The sequence below is a fragment of the Pseudomonas sp. ANT_J12 genome, assembly GCF_008370045.1.
Lineage (GTDB): Bacteria > Pseudomonadota > Gammaproteobacteria > Pseudomonadales > Pseudomonadaceae > Aquipseudomonas.
The window spans coordinates 39,726-61,180 of the sequence record NZ_VOBN01000004.1; the positions used below are offsets into that span (position 1 = coordinate 39,726).

Genomic DNA, 21,455 nt, shown 5'->3' on the forward strand with positions numbered 1-21,455 from the left:
CTTTTCTCGCATCCTCTCTGTTACCGCGCCAGGAATTTTTTTCATGAACCACCCCAGCTTCGTCAGCCCCGACCTGATCCGCCAGCGCTTCTCCAAAGCGATGTCCGACATGTACCGAGAAGAAGTGCCGCTGTACGGCGCGCTGATGGAACTGGTGGAGCAAACCAACCGCCAGGTGCTCGATAGCGATCCGCAGATCGCCCGGCAGCTCGAAAGCACTGGCGAAATTCAGCGCCTGGACCTGGAACGCCACGGCGCCATCCGCGTCGGCACCGCCGCTGAACTGGCCACCCTCGCCCGGTTGTTCGCCGTGATGGGCATGCAACCGGTGGGCTATTACGATTTGACCCCGGCCGGGGTGCCGGTGCATTCCACGGCGTTCCGCGCGGTGCATGAAGCGGCGCTGCAGGTCAGCCCGTTCCGGGTGTTTACCTCATTGCTGCGCCTGGAGCTGATCGAAAACCTGGAACTGCGCGCCTTTGCCCAATCGGTGCTGGATAAACGCCAGATCTTCACCGCGAAGGCGTTGGCGCTGATCGAACAGGCCGAAACCCACGGCGGGCTCACCGAGAAGCAATCCTGGGATTTCGTCGAACAAACTCTGGAAACCTTCCGCTGGCACCACAGCGCCACCGTCACCGCCGCGCAATACCAGCAACTCAGCGCCCAGCATCGACTGATCGCCGACGTGGTGGCGTTCAAAGGCCCGCACATCAACCACCTGACCCCGCGCACCCTGGACATCGACATCGTCCAGGCGCAGATGCCCGCCCACGGCATCACCCCCAAAGCCGTGATCGAAGGCCCGCCACGCCGGCAGTGCCCGATCCTGCTGCGTCAGACCAGCTTCAAAGCGCTGGACGAACCGATTGCGTTTACCGATCAGGACCAGACACGTGGCAGCCACAGCGCGCGTTTTGGCGAAATCGAACAACGTGGCGCGGCGCTCACGCCTAAAGGCCGGGCGCTTTACGATCGTCTGCTTAATGCCGCGCGTGATGAGCTGAAGGACTTCCCGAATGAAGCCAACGCCGCCCGCTACAACGAATTGATGACTCAACACTTTGGCGAATTCCCTGACACGCTGGAGGGCATGCGCCGACAGGAACTGGCGTACTTTCGCTACTTCGTGACGGAAAAGGGGTTGGTGGCGGATGGGCTGGACGGTGTTTCGCTGGACGAGTTGCTCAGCGCCGGGTATGTGCGGGTTGAACCCATGGTGTATGAGGACTTTTTGCCGGTGAGTGCGGCGGGGATTTTCCAGTCGAACCTGGGGGAAGCCGCGCAGACCCGCTATGACGTGCAGTCAAATCAGCAGGCGTTCGAGCAGGCGCTGGGGCGGTCGACCATTGATGAGTTGGGGTTGTATGCGCAAACGCAGCGGCGCTCGATTGAGGCGTGTTACGCCGCGCTCAAGCGCTGAGAAACCTGTAGGAGCACGGCTTGCCGACGATGGCGTCTTCAAAATCGCCATCGCGAGCAAGCTTTGCTCCTACCTTTGCAACGCTGCCAACAGGGCTTTGGCCGTCGCTTCCGAAGATGCCGGATTCTGCCCGCTCAACAACAACCCATCGGTGGTGATGTAGCTCGCCCAATCAGCGCCCTTCGAATAAATCCCGCCGTTGGCCTTCAACTCATCCTCGACCAAAAACGGCACCACGTCGGTCAACTGCACGGCCTCTTCTTCTGTGTTGCTGAACCCGGTCACCCGCTTGCCTTTGACCAACGGCTGACCGTCCGCATCCTTCACATGGCGCAACACACCCGGCGCATGGCAAACCGTCGCCACCGGCTTACCGGCCTTATAAAACGCCTCGATCAGCGCGATCGAGTCTTTATCTTCCGCCAAATCCCACAGCGGGCCATGGCCGCCCGGATAGAACACGGCATCGAAATCCTCAGCCTTCACGCTGCTCAACACCACAGTAGATGCCAGCGCGGATTGCGCAGCCGAATCCTTGCGAAAACGATCGGTGGCGGCGGTTTGCGCGTCCGGCTCGTCGCTTTTCGGGTCCAGCGGTGGCTGGCCGCCCTTGGGCGAGGCCAGGGTCAACTGAGCGCCGGCGTCCTTGAACGTGTAATACGGCGCGGCGAATTCTTCCAGCCAGAAGCCGGTTTTCTTACCGGTGTTGCCCAACTGATCGTGGGACGTTAGAACCATCAGGATATTCATATCGTTCTCACTTGAGTTCAGGAATAGTCGGACGCTCATTGGCGCTTGGGTACTGAGTCATTGACCACCCGGTTGGGCGGTTCGTTTCACCGAGTGGCCGGATCATACGGAAGCTTTTCAAATTTAGATATTGATATATCGCAATATCGTGATACTCCTATAAAGGCGTTCACAGCGCACCCTGCTCAGCCTCGGCTGACGGCGTACGAACGCACTCATTCCGCTTTACAGGACTTATCGATGACCGGTTCCACCCTCTTCACGCCCATCCGCCTCGGCCCGTTCACCCTGCAAAACCGCGTGGTGCTGCCGCCACTGACCCGTTCGCGCAGCACTCAGCCGGGCAACATTCCCAACGCCCTGATGGCCGAGTATTACCGTCAGCGCAGCAGCGCCGGTTTGCTGATCACCGAAGGTATTCAGATTGAACCGCGCGGCCAGGGTTACGCCTGGACACCGGGGATTCACAGCCAGGCACAGATCGACGGCTGGAAACAGGTCACTGCAACGGTGCACCTTGAAGGCAAGCCGATCTTTGCCCAGTTATGGCATGTCGGCCGGGTCTCACACACCTCACTGCAACCGGGTGGCGCCGCACCGATCGCACCTTCAGCCATCCCGGCGACGGCGGTCAGCGTGTTTATCGAAACCGGCCCGGGCACGGGTGCGTTGGCCGAACCATCGGTGCCGCAAGCGTTGAGCACCGAACAGGTCAAAGAACTCGTCCAGCTTTACGCTCAAGCGGCGCGCAATGCCGTGGAAGCCGGTTTCGATGGCGTCGAGTTGCACTGCGCCAATGGTTACCTGGTCAATCAGTTCATCTCTGAACACAGCAACCAGCGCACTGACGAATACGGCGGCTCGCTGAGCAATCGCCTGCGTTTCCTGCGGGAAATCACCGAAGCCGTGGCGGCGGTGGTGGGCAAGGATCGGGTCGGTGTGCGGTTTGCACCACTGTTCGCCAGCACTGATGAAGCACGGGTCTACCTCGGACTGGTAGAAGAGAACCCGCACGAAACTTACCTGGAAGCCGTCAGATTGATGGAACAGATCGGCATTGCCTACGTGTCCCTGGCCGAAGCCGATTGGGATAACGCCCCGGAACTGCCAATCACCTTCCGCCAAGCCGTCCGCGAGTCGTTTAGCGGGTTGCTGATGTACGCCGGCAAGTACTCGGGCGAACGCGCCGACAACGTGCTGAACGCTGATTGGGGGGATTTGATCGGCTTCGGCCGCTGGTTTATCGCCAACCCGGACCTGCCCGCGCGCCTGCTGAATCAATGGCCGCTCAATGAACTGGACGCCTCCAGCCTCTACGGTGGAACCGCCGTCGGGTACAGCGATTACCCGCGCTACCAGCCGAGCCTGTAAACTGCGCGGCCGATCGGTTCCTTGATACGCGGGACGATCTGCCGGCCTCAGGGTTTCGGCTTATTTCGACGCAGCACACAGGCTCCCAGGCTCGACCATGACCCTTGATCTGAACGACATCATCAAAGCCCTTTCCAACCCCACACGCTTGCAAATCATGCTGTGGCTGAAGGACCCGCGCGTGCACTTCCCGACCCAGGAACGCGACCCGGAGGCCTTCGGTGTGTGCGTCAGCATCATTCAGGAAAAGGTCGGTCTTTCGCAGTCCACGGTATCGCTGTACCTCACCGCCCTGCAACGAGCCAATCTGGTCACCTCGCAGCGGATCGGGCCGTGGACTTATTACCGGCGCAACGACACAACCATCGCTCAGTTTGTCGAGCAAATCGGTGTCAGCCTCTGAGTGATGGCGCATGGCCTTGATGCGCAAGAAGTTGCGCACTAATTTTTCAAAAACAACCTCCAATATCGCTAAGCGCCAACCCCGCTTTGGCCTGTAGCCGAGTGCGCAAGAAGTTGCGCAGTACTGCGCAACTTCTTGCGCACTTTATGAGGTGATTTCCCTCCAAACTCACCCAAGCGCTTGAAAAACCTCGACCATCCCCCCGGTTTATATAGCCCTCACCTTTTCTGGCACGGACCTTGATAACAGTTAGGCACCCACCGGGCGATTTCGCCTCCGGGCACTTTTATTTATCAAGCAAGGAGAGCATCCCATGGCAACACCTGCCTACATGTCCGTCACTGGCGAAAAACAAGGCCTGATCACTGCTGGCGCATTCACCGCTGACTCCGTTGGCAACACCTACCAGGAAGGTCACGAAGACCAGGTCATGGTTCAGGCGTTCAGCCACGACGTGATCATCCCGCGTGACCCACAGTCCGGCCAACCAACCGGTCAGCGCGTTCACAAGCCAGTCGTGATCACCAAGGTCTACGACAAAGCTTCGCCACTGCTGCAAGCCGCACTGACTTCCGGCGAGCGCATGAGCGAAATCGTTATCCAGTGGTACCGCACTTCGGCCCAAGGGACCCAAGAGCACTACTACACCACCAAGCTGGAAGACGCGATCATCGTCGCCATCAACAACAAAATGCACAACTGCCAGGATCCGTCGAACTCCCACTTCACGCACCTGGAAGAAGTACAGTTCACCTACCGTAAAATCACCTGGACCCACGAAGTATCCGGTACTTCGGGTTCCGATGACTGGCGTCAACCAGTCGCTTAATCGCGGCTGACCGCTTTACGCATCGGCCAGCTCTGCTGGTCGATGTTGTTTACGCCTTTCCAGAATTTCGCGTCTGCTGATCCTTTGATCGGGTATTGGTTTACGCCGCAGCACAGCACGAGGAACAAGGGATGTTCGCGCCGGCCAATCAGACTCACTTTGCCCTGACTATCGAAGGCCTTTCCAACGACTTACAGGTCCTTGCCCTGCAAGGCCGGGAAGCCATCAGCCAGCCCTTTGTGTTTGAGGTGGAGCTGGTCAGTGAACAGCCGTCCCTGGACCTCGAAACGCTGCTGCACAAACCGGCCTTTTTGCAGCTCTCGCCAGACGGCAGCGGCATCCATGGCCAGATCTATCGCGCCGCCCAGGGTGATTCCGGCAAACGCCTGACCCGCTACGCGGTGACCCTGCGCCCGCAACTGTCCTACCTGGCGCACCGCATCAACCAGCGCATCTTCCAGAACCTCACCGTACCGAAAATCGTCGGCATGGTCCTCGAAGAGCATGGCATCCAGAGCAACGCCTACGAATTCAAAGTCGGGGCGATTTATCCCGAGCGTATTTACTGCGTTCAGTACGATGAATCGGACCTGCACTTCATCCAGCGCCTGTGCGAGGAAGAAGGTATCCACTACCACTTCCAGCACAGCGCCACGGCCCACAAACTGGTGTTCGGCGATGACCAGACGGTGTTCCCGAAACTCAAGCCTGTGGCCTACCAGCAAGACTCCGGCATGGTCGCCAACGACCCGGTGATCAAGCGCTTCGACCTGCGCCTGGAAACCCGCACCAGCCGCACCACCCGCCGCGACTACGACTTCGAAAAACCACGCCTCACCCTCGAAAGCGAAAACCGTGGCGACGCCCTGCCCGACCTCGAAGACTACGACTACCCCGGTCGCTTCATCGACCGCGAACGCGGCAAGCACCTGGCCAAACGCGCCCTCGAACGCCACCGCAGCGACTTCCAGCTCGCCGAAGGCCGCAGCGATCAACCGCTGCTGGTCAGCGGCCACTTCCTGGCCCTGACCCAACACCCGAAAGCCAAATGGAACGACCTGTGGCTGCTCACCGAAGTCCTCCACGAAGGCAAACAGCCGCAAGTGCTGGAAGAGTCGGTCACCAGCAGCACCACTAACCTTAAAGACGACTTCCACCAGGGCTATCGCAACCGCTTCCAGGCCACCCCGTGGGACGTGCCGAACCGTCCACCGCTGAACCACCCAAAACCGCGAATCCTCGGCAGCCAGAGCGCCGTGGTCACCGGCCCCAAAGGTGAAGAAATCCACTGCGACCCATACGGCCGCGTCAAAGTGCAATTCCACTGGGATCGCGAAGGCCAGGCCGACGACAAAACCAGCTGCTGGCTACGCGTCTCCTCCGCCTGGGCCGGCGCCCACTACGGCGGCATCGCCATCCCGCGCATCGGCATGGAAGTGCTCGTGACCTTCCTTGAAGGCGACCCCGACCAACCACTGATCAGCGGCTGCCTGTACCACAAGGAAAACACCGTCCCGTACGAGCTACCGGCCAACAAAACCCGCACCACCTTCAAAACCCTCAGCTCTCCCGGCGGCGGCGGCTACAACGAACTGCGCATCGAAGACAAAAAAGGCCAGGAACAAATCTTCCTCCACGCCCAGCGCGATTGGGATGAAAACGTCGAACACGACCAGAAAATTCGCGTCGGCAATGAACGCCACGATACGGTTGAGAAGAACAGCTATACGGAGTTCAAGGCTGAAGAACACCACACGGTTTATGCAGACCGGAAGGTGGAGACACAGGAGAATGATCATTTGACGGTGGGGGTTAACCAGCACGTCAAGATTGGGACTGGGCAGTTTATTGAGGCAGGGCAAGAGATTCACCTGAGCAGCGGCATGAAAGTCGTGCTCGAAGCCGGCAGCGAGTTGACCCTGATTGGCGGGGGCAGCTTCATCAAGATCGACGCCGGCGGCGTGACGTTGAGTGGGCCGGTGATCAACATGAACTCGGGGGGCAGTCCGGGGAATGGGACTGGGGCAGCACCGTTGTTGCCGGGGCCGTTGAAGCAGGCGGATGCGGATAAGCCAGGCATGCTGCTTCAGCAACGCCTTGGCGAAAACAGACCACTCGTCGAACTGTGTCAAAAACCTCAAGGGGGTACACCAATGCAATGTCCCCTGACTGATTGCCCTTGCAGAAAAGCGTTATTGGCAGGAGCAGAGGGATGACTATTTCGATATTGCTAGAGCGCACAGACGACCTCTTGCAAAAACTTTATCAATGCTTACCGGATCCAAATCCAACGCTACTGTTCGAGTCCACCGAATTGGCTAATTGCGCCGAGCAGAGCCCTATCTGGGTAGATACGACGAACCAAACCTCAATGCTTGAGCTTATGCGAGGGAGTCCCGAAGCATGGCCCGGACTAATCATTGAAAGCCATGCCTCTCAGAATGCTATGTTGTCCCATTTACGACATATTTTAATTGTTCGTTTCGGCGGAGAACGCAAAGGGGCTCTTCGGTACTCGATCCCCACGACAGCTAGTTACTTTTTCACCGTCAACAATCTCCAGACATCCAGGACGTGGATGGGCCCAATTTCCCGTCTGAGTTGGTATGGTGGTACTTGGCGAGATCTAGCGCTGGGTACTCAGCAATGGTTCAACGTCGAAAATCCAGATGCACAGAAGTGGCAACATTCTACCGAGCGCCCTCCTCTTCACTTGGATCAGTTGCAAGAACAATCATTGCAACGGCAACAGAAAGATCACTTTGTTTATTTGTGGTGGAAAAAGCAGGCCGACGTCTCATTCAACGACGCCGTAGACTATCTGAATCAAGGCATTGCCAATGGTTTCGTTGAGGCACAAGAACTGGAGCAATACCTGACGCTCCGCTCACAACACCCAAGTCATACTGCGCCAGTCATCCCCCTGGATAACAACAGCGAAGATCGCCTGGAACTACTGCGGCAACAACTTGCACGCGACCACCAAGACAAGGAGTCTCTGACATGAGCGCACCCGTTGGAAGCCTGAGTTCTGGCCCCGCCTGCGAGGCCGGGAAACTGATAGTTCAAGTCATAGGCAAGGATCACCCTGCCAACCAGAAAATCGTGTTGTGCGACGACGCCAACAAAGAGTTGAAGGGTAAGCTTGAACCACAGGAAAAAGATCTGTGCAGCAGCGTCCTGCATGTATGGGATTGCACAGGACAAGCCAACCGCCAACTCTCGCTGGAGATCGCGTCACTCCAAGGCAAGCCGATTCGCCTCCCTCTGTTCAGCAGCATGCGCTCGACTCCGCGTCAAGTCGACGCGCAGTGGAACCAAGTGGTTCCAGTATTGCCCTTCGTCGCACTCTCCGGATCAAAAAGCGCATACGACCTTGGCGCGCCTGTGCTGGCTCGCGCGGGTTTCGTTTACGTGTTTTATCAAAAGAAGCTATGGCGTGAATTAGAAGTACGCATCGCTGATGGCAAAACCACCTATCACGATGTAGATGTCGCCCATTACCGTCAAGGCAAAGGATTCAAAGCAGGTGAGCGCAAATCCAGCGGTCAGCCTCTGGATGACATTTGGCTGCCTGCTCTATGGAACAACCAACGAGTACAGGATTTACAGCTCTGCTTCTCTGAAATACAACTCAACGCTCCGCGCCTGCAACGTCTTGAACAAGATGCCAAACTACGCGATCAGCGCTGCAAAGGTTTCGATCTCAGTTGCTCTAATGCACGCTTCAAAGAACTGTACAAAGACAAACCGGATGGCAAGGCCATGTTACAGGCCTTTACAAATTTCGATGTGCGCAATTATTCCAATCAGAGCGCAGCCACTCAAGCCACCGTCACTAGGCGCAACTTAGATTTAAACGTGTTTCCTGTCAGTGTAGCCGCACCTCAGCGCGCGCGCGTACCAGCCTTTGAGTGGCTGCTTGACCACCCAGCCCGTTACCTGAGCGATCTTTCAGGACAGTTTCCCGTTACAGCGAGCCAACAAGCCAAAGCGTTTCTCGCACAGTGTGCAAAAGGAATCTCGCCCGACCGAAACGAACTGTTGGAGCTGACCGCTGTCGCTGACGCACTGGAAAATTCACTGCCAACACCTGAACCCGAGCCTGGTAGCAAATCTGAGCCTACTGCAGAAAAAGCGGATCTTTGGCAAGCTCAGTCTAGCGCGATTGACGTGCTTGCCAAGGCAAGGCAACGGCAGATCTGCGGTATCTTGCTAGAAGATCCACGGTTTCGTCTTCGGCACTTGAAGCAGCGCGTAGAAATCCATCATGAACTATTAAAACTCTGCGCAACTCATGCGACGCAGCAGGTCAACCATGCCAGTGCGCTGCTCGTACAACAACTAGTGGTACCCCGTAATCTTCAGGGTCAACTCAATCCTCTGAACGCGAGCATGGATAAACTTAGTACTAAAGGAAAGCAGGACATCAACCGCTGTACCGCCACTGTCGAACGAGCGATGGTGTGGCAGCACATGAACAGCGCTCAGGACTTGCTGGCCGAAAGTTTACAACAAAGTATCACGCAACAGACGGTGGCCGACCACTTAAGCTTGGATGGCTTCGATTATTTATCGGCATTGTTCGTCATCAGCCATACGATCGCCGCAATCGCAGTCCCTGCGTCACGTTTAGATCCTTTGGCGCCTAGCGGGGACGTCGTCGATGCAATAAGCGGGACCAGCCTCTACACCCCCCAGACCAGTCAAGGACAGAAACTACTGCGCACTATTGTCCAAAATACCCAATCTCCATTGCATCTGATGCTTTGGCCGGAGAGTAATGCTGAAATTATCTGTGCGCCCTACAAGGTTCCCACTACAGTAGAAATTAATACTGGAGACGGAAAGTTCCGCGCCACAGAGTTGGCCAAATACGAAGACAAGGAAGCTCCTGCTCCTCAGAAGCAAATGACTCTGGATGCTGGAGTTGTCGATAGTGTTATCAGCGGAGGTTCGGACAAGACTTTTGCCATAACCACGTCAAAGAACATCAACGGCATACTCATGAGCGTCTACGATACCTTGCGAGGTGCGGTAGACATTGCGCTGAAGGAGTTGGAAGTTGCTGGCAAGGCAAATCGGTTCGCAGCTAATGAAGCGTCAGCTAGTCGCGATATAAGCGAAAAAGCCAATGACCGTTTGAATAAGATACGTGAGCAATTAGGAGCTCGTGCCCGACAGGTAAATGTGACACTGCATGGCCGGGGAGTCCAACAACTACGAAGTATGCTACCCAACACCTTTGGCCAGGCATACTTCATGCGACGAGGCAATGTCACACAAAACTATTACCTATTTGGATTAGAAGATCTTCCTGCACAGTCGGACAGCCCAAAAACCATCTACGGCGAATTCGTCGATAAAAATGGAAAGTTGTTGGCCAGTACCGATCGATCCCGCATACCCGGCAGTGGAGTAGAAAAAGGCGAACACTTGGTTCTTGTAATGCCGCGAAACCATAGTACCGCAAAATTAATAAGCCATATGAACAAGCAACTAATAAATGCTCAACATGTCGGAGTTGCTGCTAATACAGCAAACAGTCGCGCCACGGATACCGGCAACGCACTAAATAAGGCGCTCGACGAATATAACAAAAAAAGCAAGGGATTCGTATTCAAAGTATTAAATTCCAAAATATTCCCAATAGCTGTATTAATGATCGAAATGTGGAATGTAAATACTGAGGCAAATGCTTTCCAACAAACCGCCAGAGAAAAGAGCCTTAACCGTGCCTTGGGAGGAGGAACTGGCGCTGCACTTGACTTATTGATTGCCATGGAAGCTCTGGCCGTAAAATTGCTAGGAACTCAATCAGCACTTGAAGTTGTAAGAAAACCGTTATTTCGCATAAACCGCGATAAAGTTGGTTCTCTTTTTGGCGAACTAATAGGAAAGAGGCTGGAGGCCAAAATAACTGCGCGACTACTAACTCAAAGTGTCGCAGGTCTTGTTTTCGCAGTCCTAAACATCTATGACGCCTGGTATGCTTGGCAATGGAATGATCAAGCTATGTATGGATATTTACTTATGGCGGGAGGCGCATTGGCGGGAGTTACCGCCGGCCTGCTGACAGCGACTCCGTTATTAAATCTGCATCCATTAGGTTGGTTGTCTCTGCTTTTAATTGGGATAGGTGCAGGCTTGGTGCTATGGTTAAGTAGTACCCCCCTAGAAGACTGGCTGACTAACGGCCCATTTGGTGTTGGGGGAGGAACCGCATCTCAACATCTAAAAGATCCAAAAGAAGCCTTCTATCGCCTTATCGGTCTGCTAGCAGGAATTAACATCACAGTCAGTCGTAATCCTGCCTACCAACCAGGGGCAACTTTAGACGTGAACAACGAAGTACCATACGAGGTACGTAGCTCTGACACATTGGTCCGACTTGAGAGCCTTCTACCTGGGTTGATCGCTAGTACAGGTAGTATCAGTATTAAAGCTGAGTGTCGCCTCGCGGAACTTATAACCTACACTAGCATAAAAGGCAGCCCCTCTCGTATTGTTGCAAAGGTAGCCAGTAATTCTACAGAGGCAAGAGCACAACGGTTGTACAATGATGCTCTTGAGTTATACTTCTCAACTCCCCTTTCACCTTCTATTGCCTTGAGTTACAGTACGAGTCGATATAGCTGGGCGGTTCGAGCGCAATTTAGTCTTCAGGGAAAAGGTGAAACCCGTTATTTCCCAGCACCTGCCATTAAAGATCCAACCCAATATGATCCAACTTACTCCAAGGCGGATTTTAATAAAACTAATCGGCCCTTTTGGGCGGATCATGACCCACAAGGTGCCTCGTAATGAGCCACTCTATCGAAATCAAACCTTATTATGCACCTGAGGCCTATCGCCCAAATCGAATTCCAAACCAAGCTGATTCAGTAAAGCGAATTGGAATGAATGCTTTTTCGGGAATTCGCTTACCTTGGGGAGCGTCTCAGGATGTTGCCCCAGAAAGCATAATGGAAGATCCAACGCCAAGCGATTTACGTTTCAACGAACACCTAAAAAAAGAACAAGAAGAAAAACGAAGGAGAGGCTCTTATGTGCCCGCTCCCTTTGAAGGAGTAGAGCTTCACCAGAAATATGATCACGAATGCTTCCGATTCGCTCAGCTACCGTTTCGCTCTCAGTTCTGGTTATTCATGCAAGCCGGAGGAAAGTGGAGTTTCATAGTCCTGCTCCCTATCACCGTCCTCGTTTTTTTTATTGGAGCACTATCACTAGAACGCTCTTGGATGGAACTTTTCACAGAAGCCTTGAGTGGTTTTTTTTCTTGGACTCTAGGTATACCTCTTTTTTGCTGGGTTATTGGAAACACTGTGATCAGTTACTTTCCACACTTCTGGTTTCGCCCACCCAAAGGCCCACTTTGGGAACTAAATCGACGTACTGGAACAGTGACCGTATTTGAATACAAAAAGCTCAAAAACAACGAAACAGCCAAAATAAAAACTGCTCCGTTCCACGAATTTGATGCTTATATTTTCACTAGCCCTGACCGCCAGGGGCTACCTATGAATGGACTTTATTTATTACATCGCTATCGAGACATCCGCATAAACTTCAACAGCTTGATTATACCCGACAACACAACACAACGCCCCTGTGCCTTATGGGATTTCTTTCAAAACTTCATGGATGTTAATCGTCCACTTCCCGACCTTCCCCTTTATGAGTCTCACCGCCATTTAGATCCAACAACAGCTAGTCATGATCAGGTAATCGGTCGTGCGCCCCGATATTGGATTGATATGGATGACGAAACTTTTAAGATTAAAGTTAAGGAAATGCTAAAGCGAATTGATGCTATCGACACCTTCAGCCGCACCAACCTGATGGCAAATCATGTGAAGTACGTTGATTAAAAAGAGGGGCAGATCTATTGTTTTAGTATACTAAATTCACGCCATTTTTTCCGTCGGGGGTGTAGTTGATTGAGATTTGGAACGTGGATGTGGAATTTCAAAGTAAAGAGCAAAACATACGGGCGAAGGGTGAGTTGAGAACCATCGGTGGTGCAATTGGTGCTTACATTGAATTTATCATTGCGATTGAGGCTCTAACTGTAAAACTTGCTGGGACATAACCAGCCTTAACTGCAGCCCGGGAAATTCTTTTTTTCAGGTAACCGGGACAGATTTACTTTCTTATCTTGGGAAAGCCCCACTTCGCAGAGGCAAGACTGGGGAAAAATAATTCGAGTTTTCAGCGGACGTCTTATTGGACTTGGTGCATTTTCGTTGCTAGCGACAGGCTTTGAATATTGGGATATACAACACCATCTGGAAGGTACGAAAAATAGCGATGTGCGAGCGGCGCTTGTGGTAAAACAGGTGGCAGTTGCATCTATGGCTGTGATCAGCCTATTCCAGTTAATTGCAGGTATCTCTGGCTTGCTGGGAAGCGCGAAATTAATAGCAATCGCCATGAATCCGTGGTTTGCCGCGGCTGCGTTAATCGCTGGGTTTGTGTACCTATTAGCAACTGTTACACTAAATTATCTAAAACGAGATGCAATTGGAAATTGGCTGTACAAATCTACCTGGAGCAAAACACCAAATGAAAAAATATATGATAAAAATTAAGAAAATAGGTCTTTATTAGAAATTCAAATGAGCCCATCTTTATTTGTAAAGCCTACGTTTATCAAAGCATATCGGTATAGTCCATCCATTGGGCAAACGGAATATTACCTTCAAGACGGCGCCTGGGTACAGATATATTTCCCCGCACAACTAAGAGGATCTCTTTTTAGAATGAATTTAGTTTCCAGCCATAGACCTTTTTATATACTCCCAGTGGCGAAATTAAATGACGAATTAGAGTCACCGCTCTTGAATAATGGAGAAATTGTCCAAGCCGGCTCATTCGGAATAACACCGAGCACACGTCAAGAACCTAACATTCGCCATAATGCTGCGCCTTCTTTACCAACCGAAGATGAGCCTCTTATATGGCAGACTAGTGTCCTGAGCGGTTAGTTCGATTATCGAAAAACATGTCGATATACTGACCAGACTTCGACCTCACTGAGCAGTAGTGCACATGGCCAAGCCCGCCGCCCCATTCGTTTTAACGCCATCTGACCAAGCCACACTACAAGGCTGGTCGCGGATGGGCTCGCTGGCACAACGTCTCGGGCAGCGGGCCAGAATTCTGCTGTTATTGGCGGATGGATTAACGCCCAAAGACGTCAGCCATCCGCTCCAGGTCTCAGCGCCGGTGGTGTTCAAATGGCGAAAGCGCTATCTGGAGGCGGGTCTTGAGGGCTTGAACGACCTGCCTCGAAGTGGCCAGCCTCGCAAGCTCAGCACTCAAAAAATGAAGGAGATTCTTACCCTGACCACCCAGCGCGTGCCTCGTGAGGCGACGCATTGGAGTGTGCGCTTGATGGCCAAATATGCCGCCGTTACGGCTTGGCAAGTGCGACAAGTCTGGGCCGCTTCCGACCTTAAACCCCATCGTTTGAAAACGTTCAAGATCAGCAACGATCCGCATTTTGCCGATAAGGTCGTCGATGTCGTCGGGCTTTATCTGAACCCGCCGGATAACGCCATCGTGCTGTCGGTTGATGAGAAAACCCAGATCCAGGCACTGGATCGCACACAACCGATGTTGCCGCTACGCCCTGGCCAGATCGAGCGACGCACGCATGATTACAAACGCCATGGCACCGCCAGTCTGTATGCCGCTTTTGACATCCTGACCGGCCAGGTTATCGGGCGGATAACCCAACGCCATCGGGCCAAAGAGTTTCTGGCCTTCCTGCGACAGATCGACCGCGCGACGCCCGCAGAGCTTGACCTGCATGTGATTCTGGACAACAGCTCGACGCACAAAACACCGGCCATCAAGCAATGGTTGGAGAAGCACCCGCGTTTCAAACTGCACTTCACACCGACCAGTGCTTCGTGGCTGAACGCCGTGGAAGGCTGGTTCGCGCAGCTGGAAAGGCGAGCACTGTATCGGGGTGTTTTCACCAGCGTGGCCGAACTGAAAGCGGCTATTCGTCAATTTATCGAGGCCCACAATGACCTTTCGGCTAAGCCCTTCAAGTGGAACAAGACGGCTGAATCCATCATTAGCTCTGTAAACAAAGCAAAGCTGGGAGCGATAAAAAATAAGTTATTGAATTAACCGCTCAGGACACTAGGGTTCCTCTTACCAAGGAAGCTCAGAATATCGAAGTGCAAATCTGGTACCCTACCGAAACCCTAGCGACTGGCGAGGGCGACAGAGGTTACCGCTATCAGTTAGAGCTTTCAGAAGAAGGCGTGAAAGATCAAAAAGATACTCGAAATAGCGCATTGGACAAAAGTAGTTTAGTGGTGCAACAACTTGGTGGCCGTGAAAATGCAGCCGTACTTCCTATTCACGAATGACGTAAGCCGCAAAAACAATGAAAACTGATGACAATGTAACCCTCCATGAGTCCGTTGACTGGATTAATTGCGATTGCCAATGGCGTTTATGAAAACTATTTTTTACACTTGCTTGAAAATGAGCAGCCTGTATTTCTAAGTCTTCGCTTCGGCACCGTAATGACATTAATGTCTATCTACTTATGGACACTAGTGGTTCGACAAAAAACAATTTACCGCTACACCATCACAGACTCATTTGGCGTCGTGGAGTCGAAACTCCACTTCCCAAAAGCAGCTGGGACATTATTTAAAAGCATCTCTATATTATTTCTTGTTTTTATTATTGGCCTAGCTGTATTTGAACAATCTTTGATTTTATTGCTTGCCGGACCAACAGGCATGGCGGTAGTCGCGGCGAGATTTTTTATACAGTGGACTAACACACCGCAGATCGAGACATCAGCCGAATGGGGTAGTTATAAATTTGTAACAGTAGACAGAAAACGAAAAATCATCTTAGCGCAAGAGACTGAATTTATGGTTGGGTTCGAGGCTAAACTGCCCAACGAACTATTTGATAAATATCTAGACACCCTGCGCTCACTACTACCAGCAGGCGCGATATTTTCAGAAGCCGAGATGAAATGGTAAACAGAAGACTAAAGGGAGACTATAGAGGACATGTTTAGTTTTCTTAGCATTCTTTGGCAGGAAATCGCGTCAAATGAATCAGGCGCAAGGTAAACGAAGGCAAACGGGACAGATTTATTTTCTTCGTGGCTGTTCAAAGCACCAGTTCCAGCGGACAGCCTCAACAGAGAACACACTATATCCGTCTTGATCCAAGGGGAATTGGCGCCTTCCCTTCAGTTGATCGAGTCCCACCTCCCCCTCAAGCGCCTCTGCTCCAGGTAGAACCCCTGATGATGGAGTTTGCTTCGCATGTCTAAAAACCTTGATATCGATCCGATAGATCCAGCGGCAAGGCAATTGCACCGCGCGGGAGACATAGAGTGGTTTCCCTCTGGCAATACGATGTATTTGGCACCGTTGCCGCTGCCCACCGACGCATCGCCACACAGCCCATATGTAAGCGATCTCAATGATACGTATCTGGATTTCGGCGGCGGTAAACCCCAAGTTTTTTCATGGCAGATGATACTGGGAGGTCCTTTTACCGCCGCGCTCTTAATGATATTAGGCATTCCGCTGATTGTCGGACTAATCGTCGCTGCCAGCGGCTTTGGATTGGCTGAAGTTCTGGAGTTCAGTGCAGACCTTTTTATCGCTACTCGGGAACCAGCCATTTGTATGTACATAGGTGGACTTACTGTTGGATTAGCGGTGTGGTTTTACAATCATAAAAAGTACACAAATGTCATCCCCACACGCTTCAACCGTCAGCGCCGTGAAGTCTGCTTTATGCCCACTCGCGCAGAAACTCCAGTTTTCGTGCCTTGGGAATCGCTCTCCGCCTGGGTAGTTCAGGCGCAAGGCGCCACGCAATATGGTGTCCGGCGACAGTACGGGATGGGCATGGGATATCAACATGAGGGCCAAATGGTCAGCGTCGAATTCGTTTGTGGAGGCCTGCCGCCTGCGATTGCCCATTGGGAAGCCGTACGTGCCTACATGGAGTACGAAGTCCATGACCTCAAAAACATTCAAGACCCCATGGACCTGCAAGGTCCCAACGATCCGCCACATGAGGGGATGCACACGTTCCGAAATGCGCGAACACGTCTGCACCGCAGGATTCACGAAAAGGAAGTTGGTTGGGTCTATGCATTCTTTTGGTACCTTTCCCACGTCATGACGTTCTGGACGTTACCCAATCGAATCGTCGAATGGGAGATTCGCCGCATAGCGAAAGTCGGACGTAAGGCACTGCCGCAAGCCATGCGTGATTGGTCCGAGCCACTACCTGAAGAGCAATGGACAAAGCCAAGTGAAGTATTGGTAAGACTGAGTAAACGGGTCAAAGAACTAAAAAAGCAAAAACCCCTGCGCTCAATCACTGAAATTTTTGCAGAGGTTTATCAGGCAGAAAACGGCGGAAAGAAAAAGGCGTGATGTTTTACACAAACAAAGGTGCTTTTTCAGACCTAATCTGCTTGCATTAAAACAAGGTGAACGGGAACCCCATTAGCCGGTCTCCATTCAAGGCAAAAAGCCAACTCTCCCTGCAGTTTTTAACTGCAGGGTTGCCCTCTCTCTCAACCTGCCCGGTTGAACCCGTCGTACCCGTTTTCTCGTCGATGGCTACGGTCGAGTCCTGCCTGACACCCATGTGGATCAAGCGGTAAAGGTGTTGCATGCACCGCCCTGGCAGTGAACTGCCCCAGAGAAACGTTGGTGCCGCCAGTGGTCCAAACCCCTGTCGCCCGAACAATGGTCCCAGCGCTCTCCAGAGCTGGAACAGGCTATCCGCCAGCGACAGGCCGAGTTGAAAGCCGATAACCGCCAAGAATCAGCCACGACCTCAATCACGCCGGTAACCGCAAGGGATTGGCACACTAAAACACTGAGTTCCCTCTATGTCCGTACAAATGGATACCCCGTACGCTGCCAGTGCTTATCGCAGCAACAGTCATGAACCTTTGCCACCGCCAAAATGGGCGGAAGATGCCAATCGCTCAGGGAGCTTTGACACTCATCTCGCCTTTGGTCATTACGCCAATCTGGAACCGGCGATGGAGGTTACTACTCAGTTGCAAGGCGAAGAGCACACGATTTACAAGCGACAGCAGGGACAAGGAAAAAAGGAAGAGGTGTATTGCGATGCGCGGCGTTGGTACTTTCAAAACACGAGCAAAATCCCACATCTACTTTTCATACTAAAATTGATTAGCTTTCCTTTTGGCTGGATCGTCTGGACAGGGATATTGGGATCATTTATTCCAGGTCATGACGTAGCTAAATACTTGCAAGACTTGTCATTACTATTTTTTCTCGTTATTTCCACCGTTCTCATAGTTGGATCACTAACGCTTTACATGATGGGGAAAAAAATAGTCCATCACATGCACATCGTAGGTTTTTTTATTTGTGCAGGTATTGTGTATTGGCAAAAAGGATCTTTTTGGGGGAATGATGGGATACAAATCTCCCTATGGATCGGAGCCTTCCTCTACTTCATGGGTGCCATCGGTTTTGATTGCCTGCTCTGGCTCGACAGCAAAATCACCACCCACGACGGAAGCGAATTCAACCGCATCGACGGCATGCTCCGCTTCAAACGCCGTTTCCGCCGCCTCTTCGTTGCACCGTTCGAAGAGTTCGACCCAGTGCTGCAACTGCTTCCCAGCGGTTATGGCTCCCATGACTACGCCCTGTGGTTGCATCACCGCTATACCGATAACAAGATTTGTTTGGCTACCAAAGTCCACGCCTTGGGCCTCGACCAGGCGAATGCACTGGCCTTCTGGGATTGCCTGCAACGCTACATGGACGTCACGCAACCGCTGCCGGACCTGCCAGTGCTGGAGCAAAGTCGCCACCTCGATCCGGTAACTGCGGTCTACGACGCTAAAACGGGCCGTAATCCGAGACGCTGGCGCGACCAGTCGGAAAAGGGTTGGTTGGCGACAGGTCTCAAGCAGCTGACTCAACAGTTGCAGCAATACCCTTGGCAACAACAACCCTGCATCATCAAGGCTCGGATTGATCCGTCCCTGAGCATCGAAGCTTACTACCGCGCTCAAGAATCTAAAGGCATCCAGTCAACGCCGAAGGCCGATGACTTTGATGATGTTCATCGTGGTTGAACGTAAAGTTTAAAAGGGATAACTTATTTTCTTTGCATTCCTTGACTGGAGGTCGCGTAAAAATAAACCTATCCCATTTTTTTGTACTTCCGGAATAAAGAAGAAATGCACAAAGAAAAACCTGATAACGACATAAAACAAAATGAGGCATCAATAGAGCAAAGCGACTTCATCCACTCCATGGAAGGAAGCCAGTTGATGTCATGGACAAGTAAGGTCCTAAATCAACCTAGACGCGAAATAATCTTAGGTCCAATAATAATCCTAGGCCTAGCCATGACAATATGCCTGGCGATCACTTGGAAAATGTGGGGACAAATCGGAGAAAATCTAGATATTTGGTCTGGAATGTGCGTTATAGTCTTCACCATGTTAGGTGGTCTTCTATTAATAACAAGACAAAAAACCATATTTAATTACCGAGCTACTACAACCGGAATTGCAGTTGAGCACACTCTCTACTACCCTGAATTTGCTGGCCCTTTGTTCAAAGGCAGTGCAATATTCGTAGTTCTTTTATTCATCGGAATAGCGTTTTACACAAATTCATTGATATTTCTATTTGGTCCGGTAGCAATGTCCTTAGGCGCAGCGAAATTTTTACTCGGTTGGAAAAATGAAAAAAAATACGAAAAAAGCAGGCCATGGAACGAGTACAATTTTGTTACCGTTGATAGGCCCAGTTCTGTTGTAGTCATTCATCGGACCGACAAGACCGTAGGGTTTGAAACCCGCTTTGAAAACAAAAAAAATCTTGAGCAATATTTAAAGTTACTAAAAGAAACACTGCCTAAAACCGCAGTTTTCACAGAAGACACTTGGCCATATTGAAAAAGCATGAAGAAGAATATAAGAAACGGGACAGATTTATTGGCCAATAATCAGCCATGACTTCGTCCACGCCCGGCAACCGCTAGGGATTGGCACATCAAAACACTGAGTTCTCTGTATGACCGTACAAAAGGATACCCCGTACGTTGCCAGTGCTTATCGCAGCAACAGTCATGAGCCTTTACCACCGCCGAAATGGGCGGGAGATGCCAATCGCTCAGGGAACTTTGATACCCGTCTCGCCTTTGGTCATTACGCCAATTTTGAACCGGCGATGGAGATTACTACCCAATTGCAAGGTGAAGAGCACACGCGCTATCTACAGCAGCAGAAACTCGGAAAAAAAGAAGAAATTTACTGCGATGCTAAAAGTTGGCACTTTCAAAACTCAAGCAAGGTCCCACATCTATTATTCTTACTAAAACTGATGAGTTTTCCATTCATCTGGGTCGTTTGGGGAACTTGGATTTTGAGCTCGCTTCTACCCGGATTGGAGGTAGCGAAGTATCTGCGAGATTCGTCACTACTACTCTTGGTAGTGGTATTTCTTCTTTTATCATTAGGCTCATTAACTCTTTATATGACAGAAAAAAAAATAGTTCACCACGTACAGATTATTGGTTTTATTGTTTGCGCCGGAATCGTGCTTGGAATGACGGGTTCATTATGGGGCCATAATAAACTGCAAGTAGCCCTATGGACCGGAGCCTTCCTCTACTTCATGGGTGCCATCGGTTTTGATTGCCTGCTCTGGCTCCACAGCAAAATCACCACCCACGACGGAAGCGAATTCAACCGCATCGACGGCATGCTTCGCTTCAAACGCCGTTTCCGCCGCCTCTTCGTTGCACCGTTCGAAGAATTCGACCCAGTGCTACAACTGCTTCCCAGCGGTTATGGCTCCCACGACTATGCCCTATGGCTGCACCACCGCTACACCGACAACAAGGTTTGTCTGGCCATGGACATTGATGTGATGTTCAGATCAGGCGACGAAGCCCAAGCCGTTGAGCAAATGCACAAGTTGTTCGCGGCACTGAAATGGCAAAGCGCACCACCGCTGTTCCGCGAGCGCACGATGGCCGAACAGACCCAAGACATGGATTCAACCTGGGAGCTTCCGGGTGGCTGGTCGAAGGCTGCTGAGCTCGCGAAAAAGGCGCTGCCCGACGCCTTTTTCCCGGATGAAGTTGCGCGAGTGCAGACACTTATCGGTGTGTCGCAGTACCGGCACGGCGACCTCGATGCCGCTCGCAGCGCGCTGGGTTTGGCCGTACCTGCCTGGGAGAACGGCTCTATCAATGAAATCTTCTATCGCACTGCGCTGGATTACGCAGCGGACATCGCCTACCGCCAGGGCAGAACTCAGGAGGCCATCGCCCTGAACCGGAAGCTCATCGAATGGCAGCAAAGCGATGCGACGCTCGGCTGGGGAACACCGAAGGATGAAAATGCGCTAGTGAATAGCTGGAAAGGCATTCACCTGCCCTTGCGCGTGGGCGACTACCGTTTGAGAACGGACACGGAAAATCGTTTCTACTACGAAAACTTGCAAACAGGGGCACAGCTTGGCCTCACCGTGGATTCGGCTCAGACATCGGACGAAAATCTTGAGTCGTTGCTGCGTGCCTTCATGGTGAAAAAGCTGGGGCTACAAGCCGCAGATATGCGCAAGACGAAGTTCTCACCCAAATCGGCCGAACCAGGAAAG

At 52.1% G+C, this 21,455-nt stretch carries 16 protein-coding genes and 2 pseudogenes; 17 read left to right on the forward strand and 1 reads right to left on the reverse strand.

The genetic code is table 11. The annotated features are described in order from the left end of the window. Positions 1 to 43: 43 nt before the first annotated feature. A complete protein-coding gene (locus tag FQ192_RS10965) occupies positions 44 to 1,423 on the forward strand; it encodes a VOC family protein (RefSeq protein WP_149658644.1) in 1,380 nt (459 codons plus the stop codon). 69 nt (positions 1,424 to 1,492) lie between these two features. On the opposite strand, the gene FQ192_RS10970 is transcribed toward FQ192_RS10965, so the two are convergent. Further along, positions 1,493 to 2,173 (reverse strand): type 1 glutamine amidotransferase domain-containing protein, encoded by a 681-nt coding sequence (locus tag FQ192_RS10970; protein ID WP_149658645.1) that lies wholly within the window; start codon positions 2,171 to 2,173, stop codon positions 1,493 to 1,495. Between the two features lie 240 nt (positions 2,174 to 2,413). Here FQ192_RS10970 and FQ192_RS10975 point away from each other — a divergent pair, with 240 nt between their 5' ends. The 16 genes and pseudogenes from FQ192_RS10975 to FQ192_RS34865 all read left to right on the forward strand — a co-directional run. Continuing rightward, positions 2,414 to 3,544, forward strand: a complete 1,131-nt coding sequence (locus FQ192_RS10975; protein ID WP_149658646.1) for an alkene reductase — start codon at positions 2,414 to 2,416, stop codon at positions 3,542 to 3,544. A gap of 97 nt (positions 3,545 to 3,641) precedes the next feature. Beyond that, on the forward strand, positions 3,642 to 3,947 hold the full coding sequence (locus tag FQ192_RS10980) for a helix-turn-helix transcriptional regulator (protein ID WP_149658647.1): 306 nt from the start codon (positions 3,642 to 3,644) through the stop codon (positions 3,945 to 3,947). Positions 3,948 to 4,260: 313 nt separating this feature from the next. Beyond that, complete coding sequence (locus FQ192_RS10985; protein WP_054051032.1) at positions 4,261 to 4,776, forward strand: Hcp family type VI secretion system effector; 516 nt, start codon at positions 4,261 to 4,263, stop codon at positions 4,774 to 4,776. A 131-nt stretch (positions 4,777 to 4,907) separates the two neighbouring features. Further along, complete coding sequence (gene tssI, locus FQ192_RS10990; RefSeq protein ID WP_149658648.1) at positions 4,908 to 6,992, forward strand: type VI secretion system tip protein VgrG; 2,085 nt, start codon at positions 4,908 to 4,910, stop codon at positions 6,990 to 6,992. Next, positions 6,989 to 7,534 (forward strand): annotated as a pseudogene (locus FQ192_RS10995) (DUF4123 domain-containing protein); the annotation flags it as partial. The gene tssI and the pseudogene FQ192_RS10995, both read left to right, overlap by 4 nt. A gap of 245 nt (positions 7,535 to 7,779) precedes the next feature. Beyond that, on the forward strand, positions 7,780 to 11,580 hold the full coding sequence (locus FQ192_RS11000) for a hypothetical protein (protein ID WP_149658650.1): 3,801 nt from the start codon (positions 7,780 to 7,782) through the stop codon (positions 11,578 to 11,580). Positions 11,581 to 11,741: 161 nt separating this feature from the next. Continuing rightward, positions 11,742 to 12,647, forward strand: coding sequence for a hypothetical protein (locus FQ192_RS11005; protein WP_149658957.1), 906 nt, complete (start codon positions 11,742 to 11,744; stop codon positions 12,645 to 12,647). Positions 12,648 to 12,736: 89 nt separating this feature from the next. Further along, positions 12,737 to 12,868 carry a hypothetical protein gene (locus tag FQ192_RS34375; RefSeq protein ID WP_256672256.1) on the forward strand — a complete coding sequence of 44 codons (132 nt, stop codon included), beginning with the start codon at positions 12,737 to 12,739 and terminating at the stop codon, positions 12,866 to 12,868. 154 nt (positions 12,869 to 13,022) lie between these two features. Beyond that, positions 13,023 to 13,367 (forward strand): hypothetical protein, encoded by a 345-nt coding sequence (locus FQ192_RS11010; RefSeq protein ID WP_149658651.1) that lies wholly within the window; start codon positions 13,023 to 13,025, stop codon positions 13,365 to 13,367. A gap of 460 nt (positions 13,368 to 13,827) precedes the next feature. Continuing rightward, positions 13,828 to 14,919: an IS630 family transposase gene (locus tag FQ192_RS11015; RefSeq protein WP_149658652.1), complete on the forward strand. Its 1,092-nt coding sequence runs from the start codon at positions 13,828 to 13,830 to the stop codon at positions 14,917 to 14,919. A gap of 50 nt (positions 14,920 to 14,969) precedes the next feature. Next, entirely contained in the window at positions 14,970 to 15,164 is a 195-nt protein-coding gene (locus FQ192_RS11020) for a hypothetical protein (RefSeq protein ID WP_149658653.1), read from the forward strand. 45 nt (positions 15,165 to 15,209) lie between these two features. After that, positions 15,210 to 15,797: a permease gene (locus FQ192_RS11025; protein ID WP_149658654.1), complete on the forward strand. Its 588-nt coding sequence runs from the start codon at positions 15,210 to 15,212 to the stop codon at positions 15,795 to 15,797. Positions 15,798 to 16,088: 291 nt separating this feature from the next. Beyond that, positions 16,089 to 17,219 (forward strand): hypothetical protein, encoded by a 1,131-nt coding sequence (locus tag FQ192_RS11030; RefSeq protein WP_149658655.1) that lies wholly within the window; start codon positions 16,089 to 16,091, stop codon positions 17,217 to 17,219. Between the two features lie 1,064 nt (positions 17,220 to 18,283). Next, positions 18,284 to 18,913 carry a hypothetical protein gene (locus FQ192_RS11035; RefSeq protein WP_149658958.1) on the forward strand — a complete coding sequence of 210 codons (630 nt, stop codon included), beginning with the start codon at positions 18,284 to 18,286 and terminating at the stop codon, positions 18,911 to 18,913. Positions 18,914 to 19,018: 105 nt separating this feature from the next. Beyond that, positions 19,019 to 19,744, forward strand: a complete 726-nt coding sequence (locus FQ192_RS11040; RefSeq protein ID WP_149658656.1) for a permease — start codon at positions 19,019 to 19,021, stop codon at positions 19,742 to 19,744. A 721-nt stretch (positions 19,745 to 20,465) separates the two neighbouring features. Further along, positions 20,466 to 20,705: pseudogene (locus FQ192_RS34865) on the forward strand (hypothetical protein); the annotation flags it as partial. Positions 20,706 to 21,455: the final 750 nt, after the last annotated feature.

Bases quoted from the DNA above. Each gene is read 5' to 3' on its own strand.
- FQ192_RS11040 (WP_149658656.1), top strand. From the start codon at position 19,019: ATGCACAAAGAAAAACCTGATAACGACATAAAACAAAATGAGGCATCA.
- FQ192_RS11015 (WP_149658652.1), top strand. From the start codon at position 13,828: ATGGCCAAGCCCGCCGCCCCATTCGTTTTAACGCCATCTGACCAAGCC.
- FQ192_RS10965 (WP_149658644.1), top strand. From the start codon at position 44: ATGAACCACCCCAGCTTCGTCAGCCCCGACCTGATCCGCCAGCGCTTC.
- FQ192_RS10985 (WP_054051032.1), top strand. From the start codon at position 4,261: ATGGCAACACCTGCCTACATGTCCGTCACTGGCGAAAAACAAGGCCTG.
- FQ192_RS10970 (WP_149658645.1), bottom strand. From the start codon at position 2,173: ATGAATATCCTGATGGTTCTAACGTCCCACGATCAGTTGGGCAACACC.
- FQ192_RS10980 (WP_149658647.1), top strand. From the start codon at position 3,642: ATGACCCTTGATCTGAACGACATCATCAAAGCCCTTTCCAACCCCACA.
- FQ192_RS11035 (WP_149658958.1), top strand. From the start codon at position 18,284: ATGGGTGCCATCGGTTTTGATTGCCTGCTCTGGCTCGACAGCAAAATC.
- FQ192_RS10975 (WP_149658646.1), top strand. From the start codon at position 2,414: ATGACCGGTTCCACCCTCTTCACGCCCATCCGCCTCGGCCCGTTCACC.
- FQ192_RS11000 (WP_149658650.1), top strand. From the start codon at position 7,780: ATGAGCGCACCCGTTGGAAGCCTGAGTTCTGGCCCCGCCTGCGAGGCC.
- FQ192_RS11030 (WP_149658655.1), top strand. From the start codon at position 16,089: ATGTCTAAAAACCTTGATATCGATCCGATAGATCCAGCGGCAAGGCAA.
- FQ192_RS11005 (WP_149658957.1), top strand. From the start codon at position 11,742: ATGGAAGATCCAACGCCAAGCGATTTACGTTTCAACGAACACCTAAAA.
- FQ192_RS11025 (WP_149658654.1), top strand. From the start codon at position 15,210: ATGAGTCCGTTGACTGGATTAATTGCGATTGCCAATGGCGTTTATGAA.
- tssI (WP_149658648.1), top strand. From the start codon at position 4,908: ATGTTCGCGCCGGCCAATCAGACTCACTTTGCCCTGACTATCGAAGGC.